The following is a 21,940-nucleotide window of genomic DNA, read 5'->3' on the forward strand; positions in this document are numbered from 1 at the left end:
GTAATCGTTACATAGCGTATCAATCTTGTCGAAAGTTCTATATATTAAAATTAACGTGCGATTTTTAGATTTAACGTGCGATTAATCAAAATAACGTGGGATTTTTGTATTTAATGTGCGATTCTTCCGGATAGCGGTAATGAGGATGTTTAAAGTGTTCGTGGTGAGGACAAAACTCTTTAATATGTACTCCTCAAGAACACACTTAAGATTTGTATAAAGTATTTAATATTCATAAAAAAGCTATTTCTTAAAGAATGTTGCTTTTGATTCGTTTTTGCGAAGGACCTTCATTGACAAGTTGATTGGAGTGCAAGGTGCGAGACTCCCGCGGAAAGCGAGCATCCTGGAGCGGAAATCAACCACTTCCAAAGAAAAAAAGAGGCATGAACTCAAAGGTTTAATCCTATTGAGCCAGCCTCTTTTTCTATAATTATTGTTTAATTTCTTTATAAATTAAAGGTGGTGCATCAACAGCGTTTTTCGAAATTGTATAAGCGCTGCGGATTCTATTTTTAACATCTTCAACATTTTCAGTGTTGCTGTAGATGGTTACAAGAGAATCTCCTTTAGAAACTTGATCTCCAACTTTTTTGTTGAGCATCAATCCAACTGCCAAGTCGATTTCTGATTCCTTTGTTGCTCTTCCAGCACCTAAGATCATCGCTGCAGTTCCAATTTCATCCGCAATTATCTCAGACACATATCCGTCCTCATCTGCTGTTAACTCAAATGTATGTGCAGCTTGTGGGAGGTTTTCAGGATGATCAACGACTGAATCGTCGCCTCCTTGAGCTTTCAAGAATACTTTTAATGTTTCAAGTGCTTTTCCAGACGAAATCGCATCTTTTAACATTTCTCTTGCCTCTTCAAGTGAGCTTGCTTTTTTAGCCAAGTAAACCATATGAGAACCTAATGTTAAGCAAAGCTCTTCAAGATCTTTTGGACCCTTCCCGTTAAGCGTATCAATTGCTTCCTTGATTTCAAGCGCATTACCGATTGCAAGTCCGAGAGGCTGGCTCATGTCTGAAATAACAGCCATTGTGTTTCTGCCTACAGCATTTCCGATCTTAACCATTGCATTCGCAAGCTCTTCCGCTTCTTCAGGTGTTTTCATGAACGCACCCGCACCTGTTTTAACATCAAGTACAATGGCATCTGCACCAGCTGCGATCTTCTTACTCATGATCGAACTCGCAATCAGCGGGATTGAATTTACAGTTGCAGTTACATCCCGCAGACCGTACAGCTTTTTATCAGCTGGTGTAAGATTTCCGCTCTGACCGATAACAGCCAGTTTGTTTTTATTAACTAATTCAATAAATTGTTCATTGTCGATCTCTACGTGAAACCCTGGAACAGCTTCCAGCTTATCGATCGTACCTCCAGTATGACCTAACCCGCGTCCTGACATCTTCGCAACCGGTACACCGAGAGCTGCGACTAATGGAGCAAGTACAAGTGTTGTAGTATCACCAACACCGCCAGTTGAGTGCTTATCTACTTTAATGCCTTCAATTGCAGAAAGGTCAATCTGGTCCCCAGACTCCACCATAGCCATTGTGAAGTTAGCACGTTCTTCAGTTGTCATATCCTTAAAATATACAGCCATCGCGAAAGCTGACATTTGATAATCAGGAATTTCGCCCTTCGTATAATTTTGAATAATATGATCGATCTCAGCTTTCGTCAGTTCTTTTCCATCACGTTTTTTTTGTATTAAATCAACCATTCTCATGTAAAAAACACCACTTTCTTATTACGATACATCTGATACGAATTTTTTTACCAGCTGTATAATTTAGTTTTGCTTGATTACTTAAATTTCTTTTACAATGCCTTTCACTAAAGAAAGGAAATTAGCTTTTACCATCTCTGTTGTTTCCATTACTTCATCGTGAGTAAGCGGCTGATCTAAGATTCCAGCTGCCATATTTGAGATACAAGAGATTCCGATTACCTTCATTCCCGCATGGCGAGCGATGATCACTTCAGGAACTGTAGACATTCCAACAGCATCTGCACCTAGAACACGCAGCATTCTAACTTCTGCCGGTGTTTCATATGAAGGACCGGTATTACCTGCGTAAACTCCTTCTTTCAGTTTGATGCCAAGTTCATTTGATACTTTTCTAGCTACTTCCTGCAATGAATTCGTATATGCTTCACTCATATCAGGAAAACGAACACCAAACGAATTATCGTTTGCTCCTATTAAAGGGTTATCTCCCATATTGTTGATATGATCAGTAATAAGCATAAGATCACCAGCTTCGAAGTCTTTGTTTACCCCGCCTGCTGCATTCGTGACTACGATTGTTTCTACACCAATCAGCTTCATTACACGAACGGGAAACGTTACTTTTTCCATAGAATAGCCTTCATAATAATGAAACCGTCCCTGCATGGCTACTACTTGTTTTCCTGCAAGCTCACCAATCACAAGCTGGCCTGCATGTCCTTCAACTGTTGAAACAGGGAACTCAGGAATTTCTGAGTAAGGAATTACAACAGGATTTTTGATTTCTTCGGCTAAAATTCCTAATCCCGATCCTAGAATAAGTCCGATTTTAGGTGAAGAATCTAATTTTGATTGAATAAATTCCGCTGATGTTTGTAATTTAGTTGACATGTCTTTTCCCCCTTAAAGCTGGCTTAAAAAGCTTTTTCCGATCTCTGGTTTTTTTACATTATAATTTTCTGCGATTGTTGCACCTATATCTGCAAATGTATTTCCTATATTTAATTCTTTTCCTTTTTTAATTCCGTTGTGATAGACCAATAAAGGCACATATTCACGCGTATGATCAGTCCCATGATGAACTGGATCGTTTCCATGATCGGCTGTAATAATGAGAAGATCATCATCTTCTAACTTATTTAGGACTTCAGGCAGGCGAAGGTCGAACTCCTGAAGTGCTTCACCATATCCCTTCGGATCTCTTCTGTGGCCGTACAGTGCGTCAAAATCTACCAGATTCAAGAAATTAAGACCAGTGAAATCTTCTTCCATGGATTGAACCAGCTTGTCCATCCCATCCATATTTGATTTCGTACGGATTGCTTTTGTTACTCCCTCACCATCAAAGATGTCTGAGATCTTACCTAAAGCGATGCTGTCAAAGCCGCCGTCTTGAAGTTCGTTCATTACAGTTCTGCCAAATGGTTTTAATGCATAATCATGGCGGTTTGCCGTTCTTTCAAACGCACCTGGTTTCCCTGTAAATGGACGAGCGATGATTCGTCCAAGCATATACTTGCCTTCTCGTGTCATTTCCCTTGCTGTTTCGCAGATTTCATATAACTCTTCAATCGGTACGATATCTTCGTGAGCTGCAATCTGTAAAACTGAATCAGCAGATGTATAAACGATTAGTTTTCCAGTGTTCATATGTTCTTCTCCAAGCTCAGAAATAATCTCTGTTCCTGAAGCAGCTTTGTTTCCTAGAATGTCTCTTCCCCACTTTTCAGTCAATTGGTCTATTAACTCATCAGGGAATCCTTCAGGAAACGTTTGAAATGGTTCCTGAATGTGAAGACCCATGATCTCCCAGTGCCCTGTCATAGTATCTTTCCCATTTGATAGTTCAGGAAGCTTTGCAAAATGTGCAAGCGGGTTTTCTGTTTTTTCAATACCTTTCATTGTTGGATCAATATTTCCAAGACCCAATTTTTCTAAATTTGGCACCTGCAGTCCATTCATATGTTCTGCAATATGACCGAGCGTATGAGCCCCTTTATCACCAAACTTGTCAGCATCAGGTGCTTCTCCGATACCCACAGAATCCATTACGATTAAAAATGTGCGTTTAAAACGAGATTGTTCCATTTTTTCCTCCTGAAATTCTTAACTACACTCTATTTACTATTTCCTTTTAAAGCGTACAACAAACAAATTCTCCATGATGTCGGAAGTCTGACAACCAAAAACAAAAAAGATGCTCACGCCCTCGGGTGAAAGGCGGAGTAAACATCTTTTAATCTGGTTTTAGTGACATGGGTATAAATCTGTGTGGTTGAAATGTCAGCGTGGCCAAGCATTTCTTGTACTGCACGCAAATCTGCACCATTCTCTAAGAGATGTGTTGCGAAAGAATGACGAAGAGTGTGCGGCGTCAAATCTTTTTCTATTCTAGCCTTTTTCGCTAACTGTTTCAATATTTTCCAAAAGCCTTGCCTGGATAATCGATTACCATGGTGGTTCAGAAACAGTGCTTCCGTTTTCTTGCCTTTTAACATTTCCGATCGGCCGCTATTAATATATCGTTCTATCGCTGATTGAGCCATTTTTCCGAGCGGAATGATTCTCTCCTTGCTGCCTTTACCCATACAGCGTATGAACCCCATATTAAGGTGGATATCACTTATGTTTAACTGAACTAATTCAGATACCCGAATACCTGTAGCATATAGAAGTTCGAGCATGGCTTTATCTCTTTGCGAGAAAGGATCGTTCGAAGCTGGTGTCTCGAGCAATGCCTCAACTTCTTGGGGAGACAGCACTTTTGGCAGTTTTCTTTCTGTTTTTGGTGTTTCAATATGTACAGAAGGATCTTGAAGCGAAACCTTCTCTCTAAACAAAAACTGATGAAATGAACGTATGGATGCAATGTTGCGTGCTAACGTTGTGGAAGCCTTACCATTTTCTTTTAAAAATAAAAGATATCCCATAATATTATTGCGTTCAATCTGATCAATTGTTTCTATTGATTCCACTTTTTCTAAAAAAAGAACATACTGAGTCAAGTCTCTTCTGTAAGAGTCTATCGTATTTTTTGAAAGGGCTCGTTCAACAATAATATATTGAAGAAAATCCTGAACATGATCGTTCACTATACCCCTCCTTATTCACCCGTCTGATAGAAATAAAAAAGCCGTTTTATAATATTCGAATCTTTATCCGTACTTAAATTGAAAACTTTAACTGCTTTCCCTTTAGGTTCGTCATATTTATGATAATTTTCATATTCCTGGTTAATCCAAAGCAAACCAAAATAGAAAACCAGCGTGCATAAAGAAAAGGCTAAAAAAACTTTCGCCGTATTCCAAACGATTTTCATCCAGGAAACCATCGTGTCCACCCCTGTCCCTCTAATAGTACAGGTTATGCCCACATGCTCCCATATTATACGTAAAAGTTAAAACTACACCTCATACGTTACCTGATTCATAAACTTTTGTAAATATTTCTTTCCATTAGAAAAGTAATGAATAATGATAAAAAAGGAAGCGCTACTCTCCGCTTCCTTCACCTTCATTATTATCGGCTGGGTGACATCTGTGACAAATACCATGAAATGTCAGCCTATGATCTTTAATTTTAAAATTCCAGCCCTCTTCAACAACTTTTTCCACATCGCCAAGAAGGTCTTCTTGTATTTCATCAACAGCTCCACACTCAATACAAACCAAATGGTGATGAAAGTGATCGGCACCTTCCGTTCTAAGATCATAACGGGAAACACCGTCACCAAAGTTTATTTTATCTACTACTTTAAGTTCTGTTAAAAGTTCCAGTGTACGGTAGACTGTTGCAAGACCAATCTCTGGCGCTTTTTCTTTGACGAGTAAATAGACGTCTTCCGCACTTAAATGATCTTCTTCATTTTCGAGGAGGACTCTCACGGTCGCCTCACGCTGTGGAGTCAGCTTATAACTTTGTGAATGCAGCTGTTTTTTGATACGGTCGATTCTGCTTTCCATACCCGTTTCCTCCTTATGTATACACAAGACAATTATAAGCATGGAAAAAAAAGTTGTCAATTTAAAGTCATTTTAAATAACGATTTAAACTTATTATTAAAAAACAATTATTATCGCTTATTGTATCGACCACTTAATGACTTGTTCCATTAAGGACGGCGTAAAAAATGCTTCGAGAGTAGAAGCTAAAAATACCATGATGCCAACCCCTGCTACCAGCAAGGAATAACGCAGCAACTGCGGCAAAAACGGAACATGATGTCTCTTGAAAGCAAGCTGACGGATCATTTTAATAGAAAAAGAAATCGCAGCTACTGAAACGATAATAAAAGCAGGTATTAAAAGCACGTTTTGCGGAAGCACCGACACAAAAGATAATAAAAAACCATACCAGCCCATCTGATTAACTAAAAATCCTACAGTGAACCCGATAACTACACCTTTTAAAAATAACATGATCAAAATGACAGGCAGCCCGATCACTGATAAACCTAACAGCCACATAAGCCCCATATATTTTAAATAATGTCCAAAACTTTGAAAGAACATATCCGATCTACTAGTAAACCCGCCTTCTGAAGCTTGAATAAAAAAACGGGATAAATACGTATAGAGATCTTGTTTTTGATTAAGGCTTAAGGAATTAACGATGATTGCTCCAAATATTACTCCCATTAAAAATAAAACACCAACAAAAGCATACAGCGTTTTATTTTCCTGCAAGTGCTGATGCATATAGTAACGAAGATTATCCATGTGGCCCTGCCTCCTCTACCAAAACTCTTATTTCTATTCTATGAATCAGCAGAAGAGGTATGTCTCTTTTTTATGAATTGATAGGTTTACCTGTTACTATCTTGCCGTATGTTCCCCCTCCGCCCCTCTGGATGGAAAGTTCTCCAGAACGCGCAGAAAGGATGTGATCAGCAAGTGATGGTTTTATGATTTTTTTTAACTGCTCTGCAGGTGCAGCATGAATAATATCCATATCTGTACCGAATGCTTCACGCAATTTAAGCAGTGTTTTAGGACCAAGACCTGGTATGAACTCCAATGGTATTTGGTGTACATATGGAGGACGGTTTATTGAATTTTGTTCTGAATTGCTTTTTAGCTCTTGTATTCTGTCATGAACTCCTTTTATAAACTTGCTGCTGCCGCATTTCCGGCAATTATTCATGTTTTTATAATCGAAAGTATCCAAACATTTTTCACATACTGAGTTATAATACTTGCCCAGGTAAGGATTTAACCCGTAGTTAGCAATTATTCCCCTTCCTTCTTTTCCTTCTAAAGCCATTTTGAATTCCTTGAAAGTAGGTACAGCTAGAGTAATCATCTGATACTCGCGGGCAATCTTTTCTAAAGAATGAGCATCTGAGTTTGATAAAAACGGATAAGATGACAATTCATTTAACCGAGATGCCATCTCTGTGTTTGAGCTTAGTCCCAGCTCAACAGCGTCTATTAAATCTGGATCTAGAACTTCATAGATAGAAGATTTAACCCCTTTTCCATACAAACTTTTAAATGGAGTAAAAATATGAGCGGGGATAAATAATCCTCCTAATTGCTGAACTGTTTTTTGCAGCTCTTTTGCACTCCCGTACATTCGCTGTGAGCTCAAATTAATATTCTTCATCCGAGCACCCAGCCAGCTGCTCAATGTTTCCATTTTATCCATCTGGCATATATACTAGGACATGGAGAGGACCTTGGCAGTTTTCATCATTAATTTCAATTTCTGTTCCTGGAATCAGAGTGAGTCCATTTACTTCTAATCCACCGTCTTTATGTTCATTTAACTGCCCGTTTTCCTTCATTTCTTTCAATTCATCTAAAACTTCAGGTGCATGACAATCTATAATTCCGATGATATCCATACCTTTTTTGTATTTCGCTTCATATAAAATATTCGAAAGTGTTAAAGTACGAGAACCTGTTATCTTAACTGGTCTTCCTGTTCGTGATGCACCAATATGAATATGCATATCGGCAAAAAAAGGACGAAGATTATCTGCCTGCTGCACGAGCAAGCTCCATATACATTACACCGTAGGCGGTTTTCGCATCATGAATTCTTTCGTCTTTCACCATTTGTCTTGCTTCGTCAACACTTATTTCCATAGCATTTAAGAATTCATCTTCGTCTGTCATCTGAGCACCTTTTTTTATTAGTGAATCCGTAAAAAATAAATGAATCAGCTCATCAGCAAAACCTGGGGAAGTGTAAAAAGAACCGATCGGCTCCATTTTTTCGCAGCTGTACCCTGTCTCTTCAAGCAGCTCCCGTTTTGCACATTCCAGCGGGTCTTCTCCCTTTTCGAGCTTGCCTGCAGGAATCTCAATGATGGTTTTCTCTAGAGGTTTGCGAAATTGTTCCACCATGAGGATTTTCCCTTCATCTGTAACAGCTAGTATTGCTACAGCCCCTGGATGCTTAACAATCTCACGTTTTCCGATCTTTTTGTTAGGCAGTTCCACTTCTTCTACATATAAATCTATAATCTTTCCATTATATATCTGTTCCTTGGTTATCGTTTTTTCTGTCAAATTTTCCATTTTACACACTCCAATGGTCTATTTATTTCTTTCACTACATAAAGTCTATCATACTTTGGAATACTTCCATTACTTGCAAGTAAAAGGGGGGGTTATTAATGAAGATCTATTTGCAGCCAAAAGGGATTACATTAGTAGGCAAAGCATGGCAGATTAAATATATGTTAAGAAACTATATGCGCCAGCACGAGCTCGTTCAAGACTGGATTGATGCAACAGCACCTAAAAAGTAGCTTCCCAGAAATCGGGGAGTTTTTATTTTTGTCTATTTATGTGATACGTTTAATAAAAATAAATTCCGGTAAAATACCATTTGGAGGTGAAAAAAATGATTAACAAAAGAAGGATTGGTACTTCTGAACTTTATGCAGGTGAACTTGGACTTGGCTGCATGTCCCTTTCTCCTGACCTTGGAAAGGAAAACGAGAGCATTGTGAAGACAGCTCTCGATCATGGTATTAACTATTTTGACACAGCTGATCTATACAATTTTGGCTGGAATGAAGAATTAATAGGAAAGCTTTTAAAAGATGTAAGGCATGATATTATCCTAGCAACTAAAGGCGGAAATGACTGGAATGAAGCTAAAGATAGCTGGAATTGGAATCCGTCTAAAAAGTACATAAAATCTGCTCTTAAAGAAAGCCTGCGTCGCTTGCAAACGGATTATATCGATCTTTATCAGCTGCATGGCGGAACTATCGAAGACCCGATGGACGAAACGATTGAAGCTTTTGAAGAACTGGTATCTGAAGGATTGATCCGTTATTACGGCATATCGTCAATTCGTCCGAACACAATCCAATATTATGCTGAGCATTCTAACATCCAAAGCGTAATGATGCAGTACAGCCTTCTTGACAGAAGGCCTGAAGAACTTTTCCCTTATTTAAAATCCAAAGAAATCAGTGTTGTAGCACGGGGACCTGTCGCAAAAGGATGGCTTAGCGAGAAGGCATTTGTGAAGAATCACGACGAAATGTTTCTATCTTTTAATGGAAAAGATATTCAACAGAAGTTAGAAAAGGTTAAAACGATCATCCCGCAAGACGAAAAACTTACTCAAACGGCATTAAAATTCATTCTCAGTCACTCAGTTGTAGCAACCGCTGCAGCTGGAGCAAGTTCGATTGAACAGCTGTTAGAAAATATCAATACCTTTAAATCTCCTGGGCTGACTGAAAGTGAAAGAAAAGAACTTGAGGCTTTGTTTCCAGCAGAAACTTATGAAGCTCACCGGAAATAAGAAATTCGGGGCTGCCTAAAGTAAGTTCCCCTTACTTTTTTGGACAGCCCCGAATTTTTATTTTGCCAATTTCAAAATCATTGCAATCCCCTGGCCACCGCCGATACATAGACTCGCGGCGCCGTATGTTTCATTCCGCTTCTTCATTTCGTATGCAAGTGTTAATAGGAGCCTCGCACCGCTTGCTCCAACAGGATGTCCTAATGCAATAGCTCCTCCATTTACATTTGTTCGGCCGCGGTCAAGCTTTAGCTCTTTTTCCACAGCTAAGTACTGGGAGCTGAATGCTTCATTTATTTCAAATAAGCCAATATCATCAATAGACAATTCCGCTCTATCCAAAGCCATCCTGATCGCAGGAACTGGACCGATACCCATGACATTAGGATCAACTCCTGTAACAGCCCATGAAACAATTTCTGCTAGAGGATTTAGTTTCTTTTCTTTTATATCTTTCTCATGAGCAAGAATTAAAGAAACAGCTCCGTCATTTATAGATGAAGAGTTTCCTGCAGTTACTGTTCCATCTTTTTGGAAAGAAGGACGCAGCTGGCCAAGTTTTGAAGAGGTTGTCTGCGGTTTAATTCCTTCATCTTCTGTAAAAAACTCATCATTTTTTAAAGGTACCGACACGATCTCATCTTTAAATCTTCCGCTTTCACTTGCTGCTGCAGCTTTTTGATGACTATGGCTTGCATATTCATCTTGTTCTTCTCTCGAGATGTTATACTGTTTTGCTAAATTTTCTGCAGTAATTCCCATCCCGCATCCTATATACTCATCACTAAGTGTTTGAAGCAGCATATCCTCAAAAGAGATTGCACCGAATTTTTGATTGTGAAACCGGTGAGTAAATGAAGCATGAGGAGACTGTGACATGTTTTCAATTCCACCGCATAATGCTATGCCGCCTTCATGATCTCGTAGATTCTGCATGGCAGAGACAACAGCTTGCAGTCCCGATCCGCATAGCCTGTTGACCAGCATTGCAGGAACACTTGAAGGAACACCTGCCTTTAGCGCTGTATGACGCGCAACATAAGCAGCATTTTTACTAGAGTGAATAACATTTCCGTATACCACATCTGTTACATCCGAGGGAGTTATGTTGGCACGCTTCATCGCTTCGATTGCTGTTGTTTCTCCAAGCTGTGTCGGGGATATATCTGTTAATGATTTTCCAAAAGAACCAAATGCCGTTCTGGCACCATCAATTAAGTAGATACTCATATACTGCACCTCTTTTAAAAGATTAAGAACCCTGCACAAATGATGATTCCGCTGACAAAAAGGGCTATTAAGCAGAATCCCATAATATCCTTTGCTTTTAAGCCTGCAATCGCAAGCGCAGGAAGTGCCCAGAATGGCTGGATCAAGTTCGTCCAAGCATCACCCCATGCCACAGCCATAGCAGTCTTAGCATGAGATACTCCAAGTGCATCTGCTGCATCAAGGACTACATGCGCCTGAACAGCCCACTGTCCTCCGCCTGACGGGACAAAAATATTAACGATTCCAGCACTTAAAAACGTAAATAAAGGCAGTGTGTATTCGTTTGAAATAGCTACGAACCATTGAGACATCTCTGTAACAAGACCTGAGCCAACCATCATCCCCATGATACCTGCATAAAAAGGAAACTGAATGATTATTCCGCTAGCCCCTTTAACCGCTTCTGCCACACTATTAATATAGTTTCTTGGTGTTTTATGAAGAAGAATACCTAAAAATAAAAAGAGAAAATTAACAAAATTGATATTTAAATTGAAGCCGCTTGTTGCGAAGAAATAAACCATATAAGCAATACCTAAAATACCGACTATCATCGAAAGCCACATGCTGTTTTCAAGCTTTTCAGCAGGTGTATCGGCTTCAGCTAAGGTTGCAGCTTCAACACTGTCATCCAGCAATGAAGGGTCAATTTGATAGGCTTGTTCTTTACTCATCATGAGCCTGTTCGTTATCGGTAAAATGATAAACAATGCACCAACAATAAATAGATTAAAAGGGGCAAATAACGTTTCACTTGTCGAAATGATACCCATCGATTCTTCCATAAAGTGTCCTGGAGTGGCAATCGTAAGCGGGATCGATCCTGACAATCCAGCATGCCATACAACGAACCCGCTGTATGCACTCGCAATCAGCAGGCGATAATCCGTGTTCTTTACCTGCCGCGCAAGCTCTTTAGAAAAAATAGCTCCAATTACTAAGCCAAATCCCCAATTGATCCAGCTCGCTAATAGTGCTACAAGTGTAACGCTGATAATGGCCTGTCCTGGTGTGCGTGCGAATGAAGCAAGTTTTCTTAACATCTTTTTGAAGAATGGAGAACTCGCCAAGACATATCCTGTCACTAAAATAAGCACCATCTGCATCGAAAATTCTAGAAGTTTCCAAAACCCGTCTCCCCAGAAAGAAACCATTTTTACCGGGGACTGGCCGGTTATGGCCAGTCCAAGTAAAAATACAACTCCTGTCAGTATTATCACGAATATAAAAGGGTCGGGTAAATACCGCTGCATCATTTTATTTGAAGCACGGGTTAATGCTTGGAACATTGGACACCCTCCTTTTAATATGCGTTTAGTTTAATATCATCTGAGACTGTGAGTTTAGCTTCTGTTGAATTTAGAACATCATCAACGGAGTATCCTTCTGCAACTTCTTTTAAAACAAGACCATTTTCGGATACATCCATTACAGCCCGGTCAGTAATGATTCGCTCAACTACTCCTTTTCCTGTCAAAGGAAGCTGGCAGCTCTTTAAGATTTTGCTTTCTCCTGCTTTATTTACATGTTCCATGATTACGATGATTTTTTTCGCGCCATGAACAAGGTCCATCGCCCCGCCCATTCCTTTGATCATCTTGCCTGGAATCATCCAGTTAGCAAGGTCGCCATCCTCTGAAACTTCCATTCCGCCTAAGATAGCAATGTCAATATGACCGCCGCGGATCATAGCAAAAGATTCAGAGCTGTCAAAATAAGATGCGCCTTTAATTGCCGTTACTGTCTCTTTCCCAGCATTGATCAGATCAGGATCTACTTCGCTTTCAAGAGGATACGGTCCTATGCCGAGGAGCCCGTTCTCCGATTGCAGTACAACCTCCTTATTATCCGAAATGAAGTTGGCTACCATCGTTGGCATTCCGATTCCCAAGTTTACATAAAAGCCTGATTCAATCTCTTTTTCTGCACGCTTCGCGATTCTTTCTCTGATATTCATAACGGTTCCCCCTCCTCTTAGCCTTGTTTTACTGTTAAGCGTTCAATGCGCTTTTCTTGAGTTCCTACGATTAACTTTTGTACGTACACACCAGGTGTATGTATGTGATCCGGATAAAGATCTCCGATTTCAACAAGCTCTTCTACCTCTGCAATTGTTACTTTACCTGCAGCAGCAATCATCGGGTTGAAGTTACGAGCTGTTTTGTTATAGATCAGATTTCCTGCTTTGTCTCCTTTTGCAGCACGAATTAAGCTGAAATCTGCAACAATTCCTTCTTCAAGCAGATATTCTTTTCCGTTGAACGTACGTGTTTCTTTTCCTTCTGCGATCGGTGTTCCAACTCCAGCGGGTGTATAGAAAGCTGGAATTCCAGCACCACCTGCACGAATTCTTTCAGCAAGCGTTCCCTGCGGGATAAGTTCTACTTCAATTTCACCTGATAAAACTTGTCTTTCAAACTCTTTATTCTCACCAACGTAAGACCCTACCATTTTCTTAATCTGTTTGTTTTTAAGAAGCAGACCTAATCCCCAGTCATCTACTCCGCAGTTGTTGGAAATCACGGTAAGATCTTTTGTTCCTTTTTCGACTAAAGCAAGAATTAAATTTTCGGGAATGCCTACTAATCCAAAACCGCCTACTAAAAGAGTTGATCCATCTTTAATGTCTGCTACAGCTTCTAGAGCTGAATTCAATATTGGTTTCATGCCCTGTCTCTCCTTTTTTAATGTTTTATAAGTGCCGAATCTCTTTTTCCCCTTCTAAAACATTAATTTTCTTCGTTTTCAAAGATAGAGGCTACTCCCTGGCCTCCGCCGATACAAAGCGTTGCTAAACCGCTTTTGGATTTTCTTCTTTTCATCTCGTGAAGCAATGTAACAACAATTCTTGCACCGCTTGCTCCAATCGGATGTCCAAGTGCAATTGCTCCGCCATTTACGTTTAATTTCTCTTTATCAAAACCAAGATCTTTTCCTACAGCAAGTGACTGACTCGCAAAAGCTTCGTTTGCCTCGACAAGATCAATATCATCCATTTTCATGTTAGTTTTCTTCAGGACTTTTTGCACCGCTTCAACAGGTCCTATGCCCATTACTTCTGGAGCTACACCTGCACTAGCGTTCGCCTTTACGACTGCGAGTGGTTTTAATCCAAGTTCTTCTGCCTTTTTTCTGCTCATTACAACAAGCGCAGCTGCACCATCATTGATCCCTGAAGCATTTCCTGCTGTAACCATTCCGTCTTTCTTAAAGGCTGGTCTTAATTTGGCAAGCTTTTCACTTGTAGAGCCTGCTTTCGGATATTCATCCTTATCTATGATCAATGGATCTCCTTTTCTTTGAGGAATCTCCACTGCTGTAATTTCATCGTTAAACTTTCCTTGTTCTTGAGCTTCAGCACACTTTCTTTGACTTTCAGCTGCGAATTCATCCAGTTCCTCACGGGAAAGCGAATGCGTTTCACATAGATTTTCAGCTGTAATTCCCATATGATAATCGCCAAATGCGCACCATAAGCCGTCATTAATCATAGAGTCGACCATAGGGGCATTGCCCATGCGCAATCCATCTCTAGCTCCGTTCAGCAAATAAGGAGCCTGGCTCATATTTTCCATACCGCCGCAGACGATTACATCAGCCTCATCCAGCCAAATTGCCTGGCAAGCAAGATGAAGTGCTTTTAACCCAGAACCGCAAACTTTATTGATTGTCATACTTGATACACCAATTGGCAGTCCTGCTTTTATCGCTGCTTGACGAGCCGGATTCTGTCCCAATCCTGCTTGGAGAACATTCCCCATGATGACTTCATCTACTGCATCATGCGGGATCCCTACTTTTTTTAAAGAGTCTTTGATTGCAATTGCTCCTAATTCTGTCGCTGCTACCGTTTTTAAACTTCCCATGAAGCTTCCAATCGGCGTTCTGACAGCGCTTACAATGACAGCTTCTCTCTCTCTTGAAACCATTTGTAGTCTCCTCCTCTTTAAAACGTAAAAATTTCTGAAAATTCCTTTATATCATACCATAACAATTCAAAAGTATTGCAACCAACGATTTTTTACAGTTAAAATAAAAACAAGAAAACGGTTTCAAGGAGGGGTTTTTACAAAGATGGAATTACCCGAGAGAGTCACTCTGATCGAAGTCGGCCCGCGGGACGGACTTCAAAACGAGAAAAATTTTATTAATGCAAAAGATAAGATTCATTTTATATCCCTATTAAAAAATGCTGGCTTTCAAGAGATGGAGCTTACCTCTTTCGTTTCACCGAAGTGGGTCCCTCAGATGCAGGACGCTGGTACAGTTATTGAACATTGCATGGATGACCTGCGTAACTTTGTTCTGGCACCGAATAAAAAAGGAATTGATATGGCAATTGAAGCTGGCGTGAAGCACATTGCTGTTTTTGTAGGTGTAAGTGATTCATTTAACAAAAAAAATATCAATAAGACAACAGAAGAAAGTATGAACGAGTTAAGACCGCTGATCGAGGATCTGAAACGCAGAGGTTATTTTGTAAGAGCTTGTATCTCTACCAGCTTTTATTGTCCATTTGAGGGAAAGATAGATGAGCATGCTGTTCTAAAGGTTTGCCAGGACTTTGAGGAAATGGGTGTTGATGAACTCAGCGTGGCTGATACGATTGGAATGGCAAATCCTATTGAATGCTTTGATTTGTTTACTTTATTAAAGCATCACCTGCGCTCTACTACACTTATAACAGGACATTTTCATGACACGCGCGGTATGGCACTTGCGAATATTTTCGCGAGTATGCAAGCTGGCATAGACCGCTTTGACACATCTGCAGGAGGACTTGGAGGATGCCCATTCGCACCTGGCGCCTCAGGAAACGTCGCCTCAGAAGATGTAGTCTACATGCTGTCCCAGATGGGAATCTCTACAGGCATACAGCTTGATAAACTCTTAGAGGCATCTGCGTTTATCTCACCGCTTCTTTCAAAACCAGTTTCAAGCAAACAGTTCGGTCTTCTGAAAAATGTTCTTCAAGGGTAAAACAATAAAGGTTTATCTCTAATAATTTGTTGCTTTAGAGTTTTTTATTTCATTCTCTTCATTGACAAGTTGATTGGAGAGCACGGTGCGAGACTCCTACGGGATCAGTGGGACAGGTGAGACTCCTAATGGTGCAACGCACCAAGGAGGCTCACCGCCCACCCCGTGGAAAGCGAGTACCTGGAGCGGAAATCAACCACTTACAAGAACTACAATGTTTGACTAAGAAGACAAATAAAACACGGGCTTATTAGCTGCCCGTGTTTTGCTCTGTTTTATCGTAATATTTCATCGCAGGGTTTAAGATCTCGCTTGGACTTTTTAAGGAAAAATGATTGCCTGCCCGTGCATCGATCGTCATCTTTTCATCGAAGAAAACCTCCGTGTTGTAATCCAAATAAAGATCAGGTCCGTTGGTCAAGATTCTCGTATCATTATCCTCTGGTTTATCAACCAGCCATAATGCTGCAACACCGCTCACAACACACCCGCATCCTTCTGTATCATGCTTCAGTTTTAGGAATCCCTTTTTACCTTGCATTCTATTTTGCAGTCTTTCCAGCGCTGCATCAGTAAACACGATTTCCATAAAATTAAAACTCACCTTTCTTTTTTAAAACGTCTATCGCCCAGTCGCACCAGGACAACCAGCTCTCCATATACCGAATGCCAAATTCGCTCGTCAAATATTCTCCAAGTTCCTTTTCTTTATAAATACCCTTTGGAAAATTTTCATCTTGCCATTTTTTCGTCATCATGAGTCCCATCTGATGATGTTCTTTGCTTTTTTCCAGAAAAGCTATTGCCTGTTCAACCGGAATAAAATGAAACATCGAAACTCTTAAGAGCAGATCATCCTTCAGCTTAGGAACATTTACAGGCTTATTCAGCATCCATTCGAGCAGCTGTTCAAATCCCTTGTCAGTAATTTTATATATTTTCTTATCTGGATAATCAGTTTGTTGAATGATTTTAGATTCTGCCAGTCCCTCATCTTCCATTTTAAGAAGTTCACGGTAAATCTGAGTATGATGGGCTGTCCAAAAATGGATAACTGTTTCTTTAAATTGCTGTGTAAGCTCATAACCTGTTGCTTCATTTTTTGCTAATAAACCTAACAGCGCATACCTTAACGCCATTTGTTACCCTTCTTTCTCAATGTACTGAATTGAATTGTAACATACTTTTCACAAATTCTTTATTCAATTTACTTGATATAAAACTGATACTTTTATTATATTATAGTTATACATATGTGAAAATACACATATCAATCTAAACGTAGGAGAGGAATCTATGAACTGGCTGACAAAATTTAGTTTGAAAAACCCGGTAGCAATATTTATCTTTTCTTTTTTATTGATTGTGAGCGGTGTTTTTTCGTTTACAAATTTAAAAGTGGATTTGCTTCCTAATGTTGAGTTTCCCCAGTTAACGATCCAGACGGTATACCCTGGAGCTTCACCTGAGGATGTAAATAAGCAAGTTACCGACAAGCTTGAGACTCAATTAAAACAAGTAAAAGATGTAAAGTCTGTGAAGAGTTCTTCACTAGAAAGTGTTTCGATCATCAGTATGGATTTTCCTTTTTCTGCAAACATGGATGATGTTGAAGATCAAGTGAAATCCATTATTTCAGAAACTGATCTGCCAGACTCTGTTGAGCCAGATGTCAGCCGCTTTTCTTTCGGTACAATTCCGATCTATAACATCTCCTTGTTCCCTGAAAAAGAAGGCGAAGATATTCAAGCCTTTGTTGACAGCGAACTCGTACCTGAACTAAAGAAGATTCAAGGTGTAAATAACGTATCTGTCGGCGGTGTAAAAGAAACATTCGTATCCATTACACTCGATCGTGAAAAAGCAAAGCAAGCTGGTGTTACACTTAACGCTGTCAAAGACTCCATTAAAGGCCGAGATCTCTCATTCCCGGCAGGAACCGTTACAGATGATTCTATTACTGTTCCTGTTCGTGTAGAAGAAACCGTTGATACAATTGCAGAATTAAAACAAATTACGATCTCGGGTGCTGCTGCAGCTCCATCAGGAAGCCAAGGCGGAGCAGACGCCCCTGGAGAAAGCGGCGGACCTCCTTCTGCCGGCGGCCAAGAATCTCCTGCGCAAGCACAGGCACCTGGATCATCTCCTGGCTTTAAGCTTGGAGATATTGCTGAGATTAAAGAAACTGAAGATGTAAATGAAATTACACGCTTCAATCAAAAATCTTCTCTATCTATGGCTGTTACGAAAAAACAAGATGCAAATACGGTTGAGATAGCAGAAAAAGTTATAGAAGTTCTTAACAAAGAAAAATATGATGATAAATTAAATTATGCAATTGGATTCGGACAGGCAGAAGGCATTAAAGATTCTGTAAATACACTCGTTAAAGAAGGTCTTTTCGGTGCCATATTCGCTTCACTTGCTGTACTCATCTTCTTAAGAAACTTCCGTGCAACAATTATTGCGATTATATCTATCCCGCTCTCATTGTTAGTATCGGCAATTTTCTTAGACCGCCTTGATATTACGCTTAACATTATGACTCTTGGCGGAATGGCCGTAGCTGTCGGCCGTGTAGTAGATGATAGTATCGTAGTTATCGAAAATATTTTCAGACGGATCAGGAAAGCTGATGGTGCGTTTGACCGTGATGAATTGATCATTGATTCTACTCGGGAAATTTTAAAAGCGATCGTGTCTTCAACCATTACAACAGTAGTAGTTTTCTTACCGCTTGGACTTGTTGGCGGTGTCACGGGAGAATTCTTCCTTCCATTTGCATTAACCGTTGTTTTTGCTTTATTAGCGTCACTGATTGTAGCCGTTACAATCGTACCTATCCTTGCAAAATATGCATTTAAAAAGGTAAAGCCTGAAAAAAATGACGGTCCTATGCAGCGCGGATACGAAAAACTGATTAAAGCATCACTGAATCATAAGATTATCGTTCTGTTAACGTCCTTTATTCTCCTTGGAGGATCATTCTTCCTTGCTACAAAACTAGGAATGGTATTCCTTCCAAACGAAGAGCAAAAAACATTGACAGTCAATGTTGAACTTCCTGCGAGTACGAATGTTTCTAAAACGAATGAAATTTCCCTGGAAGTAGAAAAATATTTAGCTGGACGCGATACGATTAAAGATGTTACTGCAGGTATCGGTTCACGTGATTTCCAAACCGGTCTTAAACGGCAGAACGTAGCAAACTATTTTATTAATCTTAAAAAAGAAACAAACGTTGAAAAAGAACTTAAAGAATTAGAATCCGGAATAAAAGAAATTACAGACGAAAAAGCAAAAGGAACAGTTCTTAGCTTACAAGAGGTTTCAAGCGGAGGACCTCCTTCTAACAATGAAGTAAACATCGATCTTTATTCCAATGATTTGGATGATCTTCAAAAAGCAGCAGCTCAAGTTGAAGAGTATATGAAGACACTTGATTCTATCAAATATGTGTCAAATAACTTCAAAGATACACAAAAGCAATGGGCTGTTGATATCGATACTGAAAAAGCAGCTGAAAAAGGTGTCTCAGGATTAGCTGTCCTTGGTGCAGTCTCTGATGTTACGAAGCCAGTTGAAGTTGGGGAATTGACACTTGATGGCGACGAAAAGAATGTAAGAGTTGAATATGATGAAGCTGTAAAAACTCTTGATGAGATTAAAGATCTCACTGTCTTTGGAACCTCAGGCCCAGTAAAGATTTCTGAGGTTGCAGAGGTATCTGAAAAAGAAACGGTAACTGCCATCCAAAAGCTTGATGGCAAAGTCTATGCGCAAGTTTCTGCACAAGTAAAAGGTGATAATGTTCAAAAAGTAACGCAAGAAGTAATAAAAGGTGTAGAAGATAATGTTGATCTGCCATCATCTGTATCAACAGAAGGCGGCGGCGGAAGCGAAGAGACAATGGATACGTTTAAAGATCTCGGTCTGGCAATGCTTGTTGCAATCGGTCTCGTATACTTAACGATGCTGATTACGTTTGGCCGTGCACGTATACCGTTTATTATTCTTTCTTCTCTATTATTTGTTCCCGTCGGGGCAATCGGAGGATTATTCTTAATCAATGAACCGCTATCTGTGAGTGCTATGATTGGAATATTGATGCTTATCGGTATTGTAACAACGAACGCGATCGTACTAGTTGACCGTATTGGACAGAACAGAGAGGTCAAGGGCATGCCAGTTCGTGAAGCACTTCTTGAAGCAGGAAAAACTCGTCTAAGACCGATCTTAATGACGGCCTTTGCTACAATTGCGGCACTTATACCGCTCGCATTGACTACTTCATCTGGAACATTAATCTCTAAAGGATTGGCAATTGTAGTCATTGGAGGACTCACTACTTCCACTCTGCTAACTTTAATTATTGTCCCAGTGCTGTACGAACTATTCTTTCGAAGGCAGGCAAAACGCGAAAAAGCAAAGACTTCAATTAATTGAAAAGGCTGCTTTTTTTGCTTTACTGCCATTAGAAGTGGTTGATTTCCACTCCAGGATGCTCGCTTTCCGCGGGGCGTGCGGTGAGCCTCCCTATCGCTTCGCGCTGGCGGGGTCTCACCTGTCCCACTGCTCCCGCAGGACAAGGAAGGCTTAGACAGCGTTACATCGCACGAAGAAAATGTGATTTTTCATTTTCGAGGAGTCTCGTACCTTACACTCCTATCAACAAGCAACGAAGGAGCTCCACAAAAACGATCCAAGACAACAACCTTTTAAAAAAAAGAGCCATTTGAAAAGAGTACCGCCTCTCTCTGAAGAGGCGGTACTCTTTTTATATGAGCCAAATTGCTGTAATTTTTATTATAAGAAAAAAATTCGGGACTATAGGCCATGTTTCACTTTTAAAATTAATGGGAAATATATCAGCAATTCAAAATCTCAGGAGGCTATAAAAATGAAACAGATTTGTTCAAAAAAAGTTAAAGTTACAGCTAAATATACCGTAAATAAAGCACTTGAAATTATGCAAGCTGCTAAATCTATTAACAGCCAGCTTTTTTTGTCCAAAAACGGCCATACCGTTCAAGCATCAGGACTTTCCCAGCTCGTATCATTTTTCCTTACTTTAAAAGAAGGCGATTCTTTTCTGTATATCGTTGAAGGAGCAGATGCTGAATCAGCTTTAAATGTCATTACAAAAGATACAGCTTTTTAAGCATTTAGACTTATTTATAATCCAATCCTTGCTTTCATTTTCTTTTTAAATATCAGGGGTAATCCAACAATAACAAAAAGCAAGGTTGTTCCGATCCAGATGACTTCCTTGCTTTGAGATGTCATAGAAGTACCAAGATAGGTATAAGCTATCGTTCCGGGAATTATCCCGATTGCTGTTGCAATTGCGTAATCTTTAAATTTCACTTTAGTAATTGAAGTTAAATAGCTTACAAGATCATAATTTAATACAGGAAGCAGCCTCAGCAGCAGTACATAACGAAATCCTTCTCTCTCAATATTGCTGCGTATTTTATTATACCTTTCATTTTTCCATTGCTTACTTTTCTTAAATCGGCCTAACCGGTTAACAGCATAATAAGTGACTAGCCCTCCTCCAAGCGAGCCGAGATATGTATATAAACAACCCCAGTAGAAACCAAAAGAAAGACCGCTTGTTATTGCAAATATAGACGATGGAAATAAAACAAACGGCCTCACCGTATAGAGCAATATAAAGAGAAACGGTGCCAGCAGCCCCCATTGCATGATCCAATTTCTAAATTCTTCAGGACTAAACCCTTTATAATTTTTTTGCAGCCACAAAACTAATAAGACTAAAATAGCCGCACTTAACATGATGATCAGCCATTTTTTTGTGATTTTCATAATTCCTCCATGAGAAATCTAATTTAGTAAGCATTTTTCCTTCTTCTGCACATATCCATACATATGTGTGATTGGCAAAGGAGGTTATATTGTGATTGTAAAAGCTACTGCGCCCATTTTTGCAGACCGTGCTGCGAAACTTGTGGAGCTTACAGGCAGTTTTCAAGAATCTATTTATATTAAAAAAGGAGACCGCACAGCTGATGGAAAGAGTTTCTTAGGTATTATTGCTCTATCCATCTATCCAGATGATCCGATTGAAATTATTTGTGATCCACCCAGTACTCACCTGAAAGATAAGATTCTCTCATCAGGGCTTTTTGCTTCTTGTAACGCTTAACATCAATA

22 protein-coding genes and 1 pseudogene are annotated in these 21,940 nt (G+C 39.7%); 6 read left to right on the forward strand and 17 right to left on the reverse strand.

The genetic code is table 11. The features are described from left to right. Positions 1-433: 433 nt before the first annotated feature. The 9 genes and pseudogenes from ABE41_RS12190 to ABE41_RS12230 form a co-directional block, all read right to left on the reverse strand. Complete coding sequence (locus ABE41_RS12190) at positions 434-1,738, reverse strand: pyrimidine-nucleoside phosphorylase (RefSeq protein WP_066290639.1); 1,305 nt, start codon at positions 1,736-1,738, stop codon at positions 434-436. Between the two features lie 81 nt (positions 1,739-1,819). Further along, complete coding sequence (locus ABE41_RS12195; protein ID WP_066290641.1) at positions 1,820-2,632, reverse strand: purine-nucleoside phosphorylase; 813 nt, start codon at positions 2,630-2,632, stop codon at positions 1,820-1,822. 12 nt (positions 2,633-2,644) lie between these two features. Next, complete coding sequence (deoB, locus tag ABE41_RS12200; protein ID WP_066290644.1) at positions 2,645-3,829, reverse strand: phosphopentomutase; 1,185 nt, start codon at positions 3,827-3,829, stop codon at positions 2,645-2,647. Positions 3,830-3,942: 113 nt separating this feature from the next. Beyond that, positions 3,943-4,833, reverse strand: coding sequence for a site-specific tyrosine recombinase XerD (gene xerD, locus ABE41_RS12205; RefSeq protein WP_066290646.1), 891 nt, complete (start codon positions 4,831-4,833; stop codon positions 3,943-3,945). Positions 4,834-4,844: 11 nt separating this feature from the next. Then, positions 4,845-5,072, reverse strand: coding sequence for a YqzK family protein (locus ABE41_RS12210; protein WP_066290648.1), 228 nt, complete (start codon positions 5,070-5,072; stop codon positions 4,845-4,847). A 160-nt stretch (positions 5,073-5,232) separates the two neighbouring features. After that, on the reverse strand, positions 5,233-5,703 hold the full coding sequence (fur, locus tag ABE41_RS12215) for a ferric iron uptake transcriptional regulator (protein WP_066290651.1): 471 nt from the start codon (positions 5,701-5,703) through the stop codon (positions 5,233-5,235). A gap of 117 nt (positions 5,704-5,820) precedes the next feature. Next, positions 5,821-6,459, reverse strand: coding sequence for a stage II sporulation protein M (spoIIM, locus tag ABE41_RS12220; protein ID WP_066290654.1), 639 nt, complete (start codon positions 6,457-6,459; stop codon positions 5,821-5,823). Positions 6,460-6,529: 70 nt separating this feature from the next. Further along, a pseudogene (locus tag ABE41_RS12225) lies at positions 6,530-7,694 on the reverse strand (endonuclease Q family protein). A 22-nt stretch (positions 7,695-7,716) separates the two neighbouring features. Beyond that, positions 7,717-8,265, reverse strand: coding sequence for an NUDIX hydrolase (locus ABE41_RS12230; protein ID WP_066290660.1), 549 nt, complete (start codon positions 8,263-8,265; stop codon positions 7,717-7,719). Positions 8,266-8,363: 98 nt separating this feature from the next. Here ABE41_RS12230 and mciZ point away from each other — a divergent pair, with 98 nt between their 5' ends. Next, positions 8,364-8,498 carry a Z-ring formation inhibitor MciZ gene (gene mciZ / locus ABE41_RS12235; RefSeq protein WP_066290662.1) on the forward strand — a complete coding sequence of 45 codons (135 nt, stop codon included), beginning with the start codon at positions 8,364-8,366 and terminating at the stop codon, positions 8,496-8,498. Between the two features lie 98 nt (positions 8,499-8,596). Beyond that, complete coding sequence (locus tag ABE41_RS12240) at positions 8,597-9,511, forward strand: aldo/keto reductase (RefSeq protein WP_066294816.1); 915 nt, start codon at positions 8,597-8,599, stop codon at positions 9,509-9,511. Between the two features lie 57 nt (positions 9,512-9,568). On the opposite strand, the gene ABE41_RS12245 is transcribed toward ABE41_RS12240, so the two are convergent. From ABE41_RS12245 to ABE41_RS12265, 5 genes are all read right to left on the reverse strand, one after another. Continuing rightward, positions 9,569-10,741 (reverse strand): thiolase family protein, encoded by a 1,173-nt coding sequence (locus ABE41_RS12245; protein ID WP_066290665.1) that lies wholly within the window; start codon positions 10,739-10,741, stop codon positions 9,569-9,571. 14 nt (positions 10,742-10,755) lie between these two features. Continuing rightward, positions 10,756-12,072, reverse strand: coding sequence for a short-chain fatty acid transporter (locus ABE41_RS12250; RefSeq protein WP_066290669.1), 1,317 nt, complete (start codon positions 12,070-12,072; stop codon positions 10,756-10,758). A gap of 14 nt (positions 12,073-12,086) precedes the next feature. Next, on the reverse strand, positions 12,087-12,740 hold the full coding sequence (locus ABE41_RS12255) for a CoA transferase subunit B (protein ID WP_066290672.1): 654 nt from the start codon (positions 12,738-12,740) through the stop codon (positions 12,087-12,089). Between the two features lie 17 nt (positions 12,741-12,757). Further along, a complete protein-coding gene (locus tag ABE41_RS12260) occupies positions 12,758-13,450 on the reverse strand; it encodes a CoA transferase subunit A (RefSeq protein ID WP_066290673.1) in 693 nt (230 codons plus the stop codon). A gap of 62 nt (positions 13,451-13,512) precedes the next feature. Further along, positions 13,513-14,712: an acetyl-CoA C-acetyltransferase gene (locus tag ABE41_RS12265; protein ID WP_066290678.1), complete on the reverse strand. Its 1,200-nt coding sequence runs from the start codon at positions 14,710-14,712 to the stop codon at positions 13,513-13,515. Positions 14,713-14,857: 145 nt separating this feature from the next. Between ABE41_RS12265 and ABE41_RS12270 the strand changes: the two genes are divergently transcribed. Then, positions 14,858-15,763, forward strand: coding sequence for a hydroxymethylglutaryl-CoA lyase (locus ABE41_RS12270; RefSeq protein WP_066290681.1), 906 nt, complete (start codon positions 14,858-14,860; stop codon positions 15,761-15,763). A 250-nt stretch (positions 15,764-16,013) separates the two neighbouring features. On the opposite strand, the gene ABE41_RS12275 is transcribed toward ABE41_RS12270, so the two are convergent. Further along, positions 16,014-16,352, reverse strand: a complete 339-nt coding sequence (locus tag ABE41_RS12275) for an iron-sulfur cluster biosynthesis family protein (RefSeq protein ID WP_066290684.1) — start codon at positions 16,350-16,352, stop codon at positions 16,014-16,016. A gap of 4 nt (positions 16,353-16,356) precedes the next feature. Then, positions 16,357-16,902, reverse strand: coding sequence for a PadR family transcriptional regulator (locus ABE41_RS12280; protein WP_066290685.1), 546 nt, complete (start codon positions 16,900-16,902; stop codon positions 16,357-16,359). A 157-nt stretch (positions 16,903-17,059) separates the two neighbouring features. Between ABE41_RS12280 and ABE41_RS12285 the strand changes: the two genes are divergently transcribed. Together ABE41_RS12285 and ABE41_RS12290 are read left to right on the forward strand one after the other, a co-directional pair. Then, complete coding sequence (locus ABE41_RS12285) at positions 17,060-20,209, forward strand: efflux RND transporter permease subunit (RefSeq protein WP_066290687.1); 3,150 nt, start codon at positions 17,060-17,062, stop codon at positions 20,207-20,209. Positions 20,210-20,663: 454 nt separating this feature from the next. After that, positions 20,664-20,924, forward strand: a complete 261-nt coding sequence (locus ABE41_RS12290; RefSeq protein ID WP_066290690.1) for an HPr family phosphocarrier protein — start codon at positions 20,664-20,666, stop codon at positions 20,922-20,924. A gap of 14 nt (positions 20,925-20,938) precedes the next feature. On the opposite strand, the gene ABE41_RS12295 is transcribed toward ABE41_RS12290, so the two are convergent. Further along, a complete protein-coding gene (locus tag ABE41_RS12295) occupies positions 20,939-21,592 on the reverse strand; it encodes a TVP38/TMEM64 family protein (protein ID WP_066290693.1) in 654 nt (217 codons plus the stop codon). Between the two features lie 91 nt (positions 21,593-21,683). Between ABE41_RS12295 and ABE41_RS12300 the strand changes: the two genes are divergently transcribed. Continuing rightward, entirely contained in the window at positions 21,684-21,932 is a 249-nt protein-coding gene (locus tag ABE41_RS12300) for an HPr family phosphocarrier protein (protein WP_066290695.1), read from the forward strand. Positions 21,933-21,940: the final 8 nt, after the last annotated feature.

The organism is Fictibacillus arsenicus, from assembly GCF_001642935.1.
In the GTDB taxonomy this organism is placed as follows: domain Bacteria; phylum Bacillota; class Bacilli; order Bacillales; family Fictibacillaceae; genus Fictibacillus; species Fictibacillus arsenicus_B.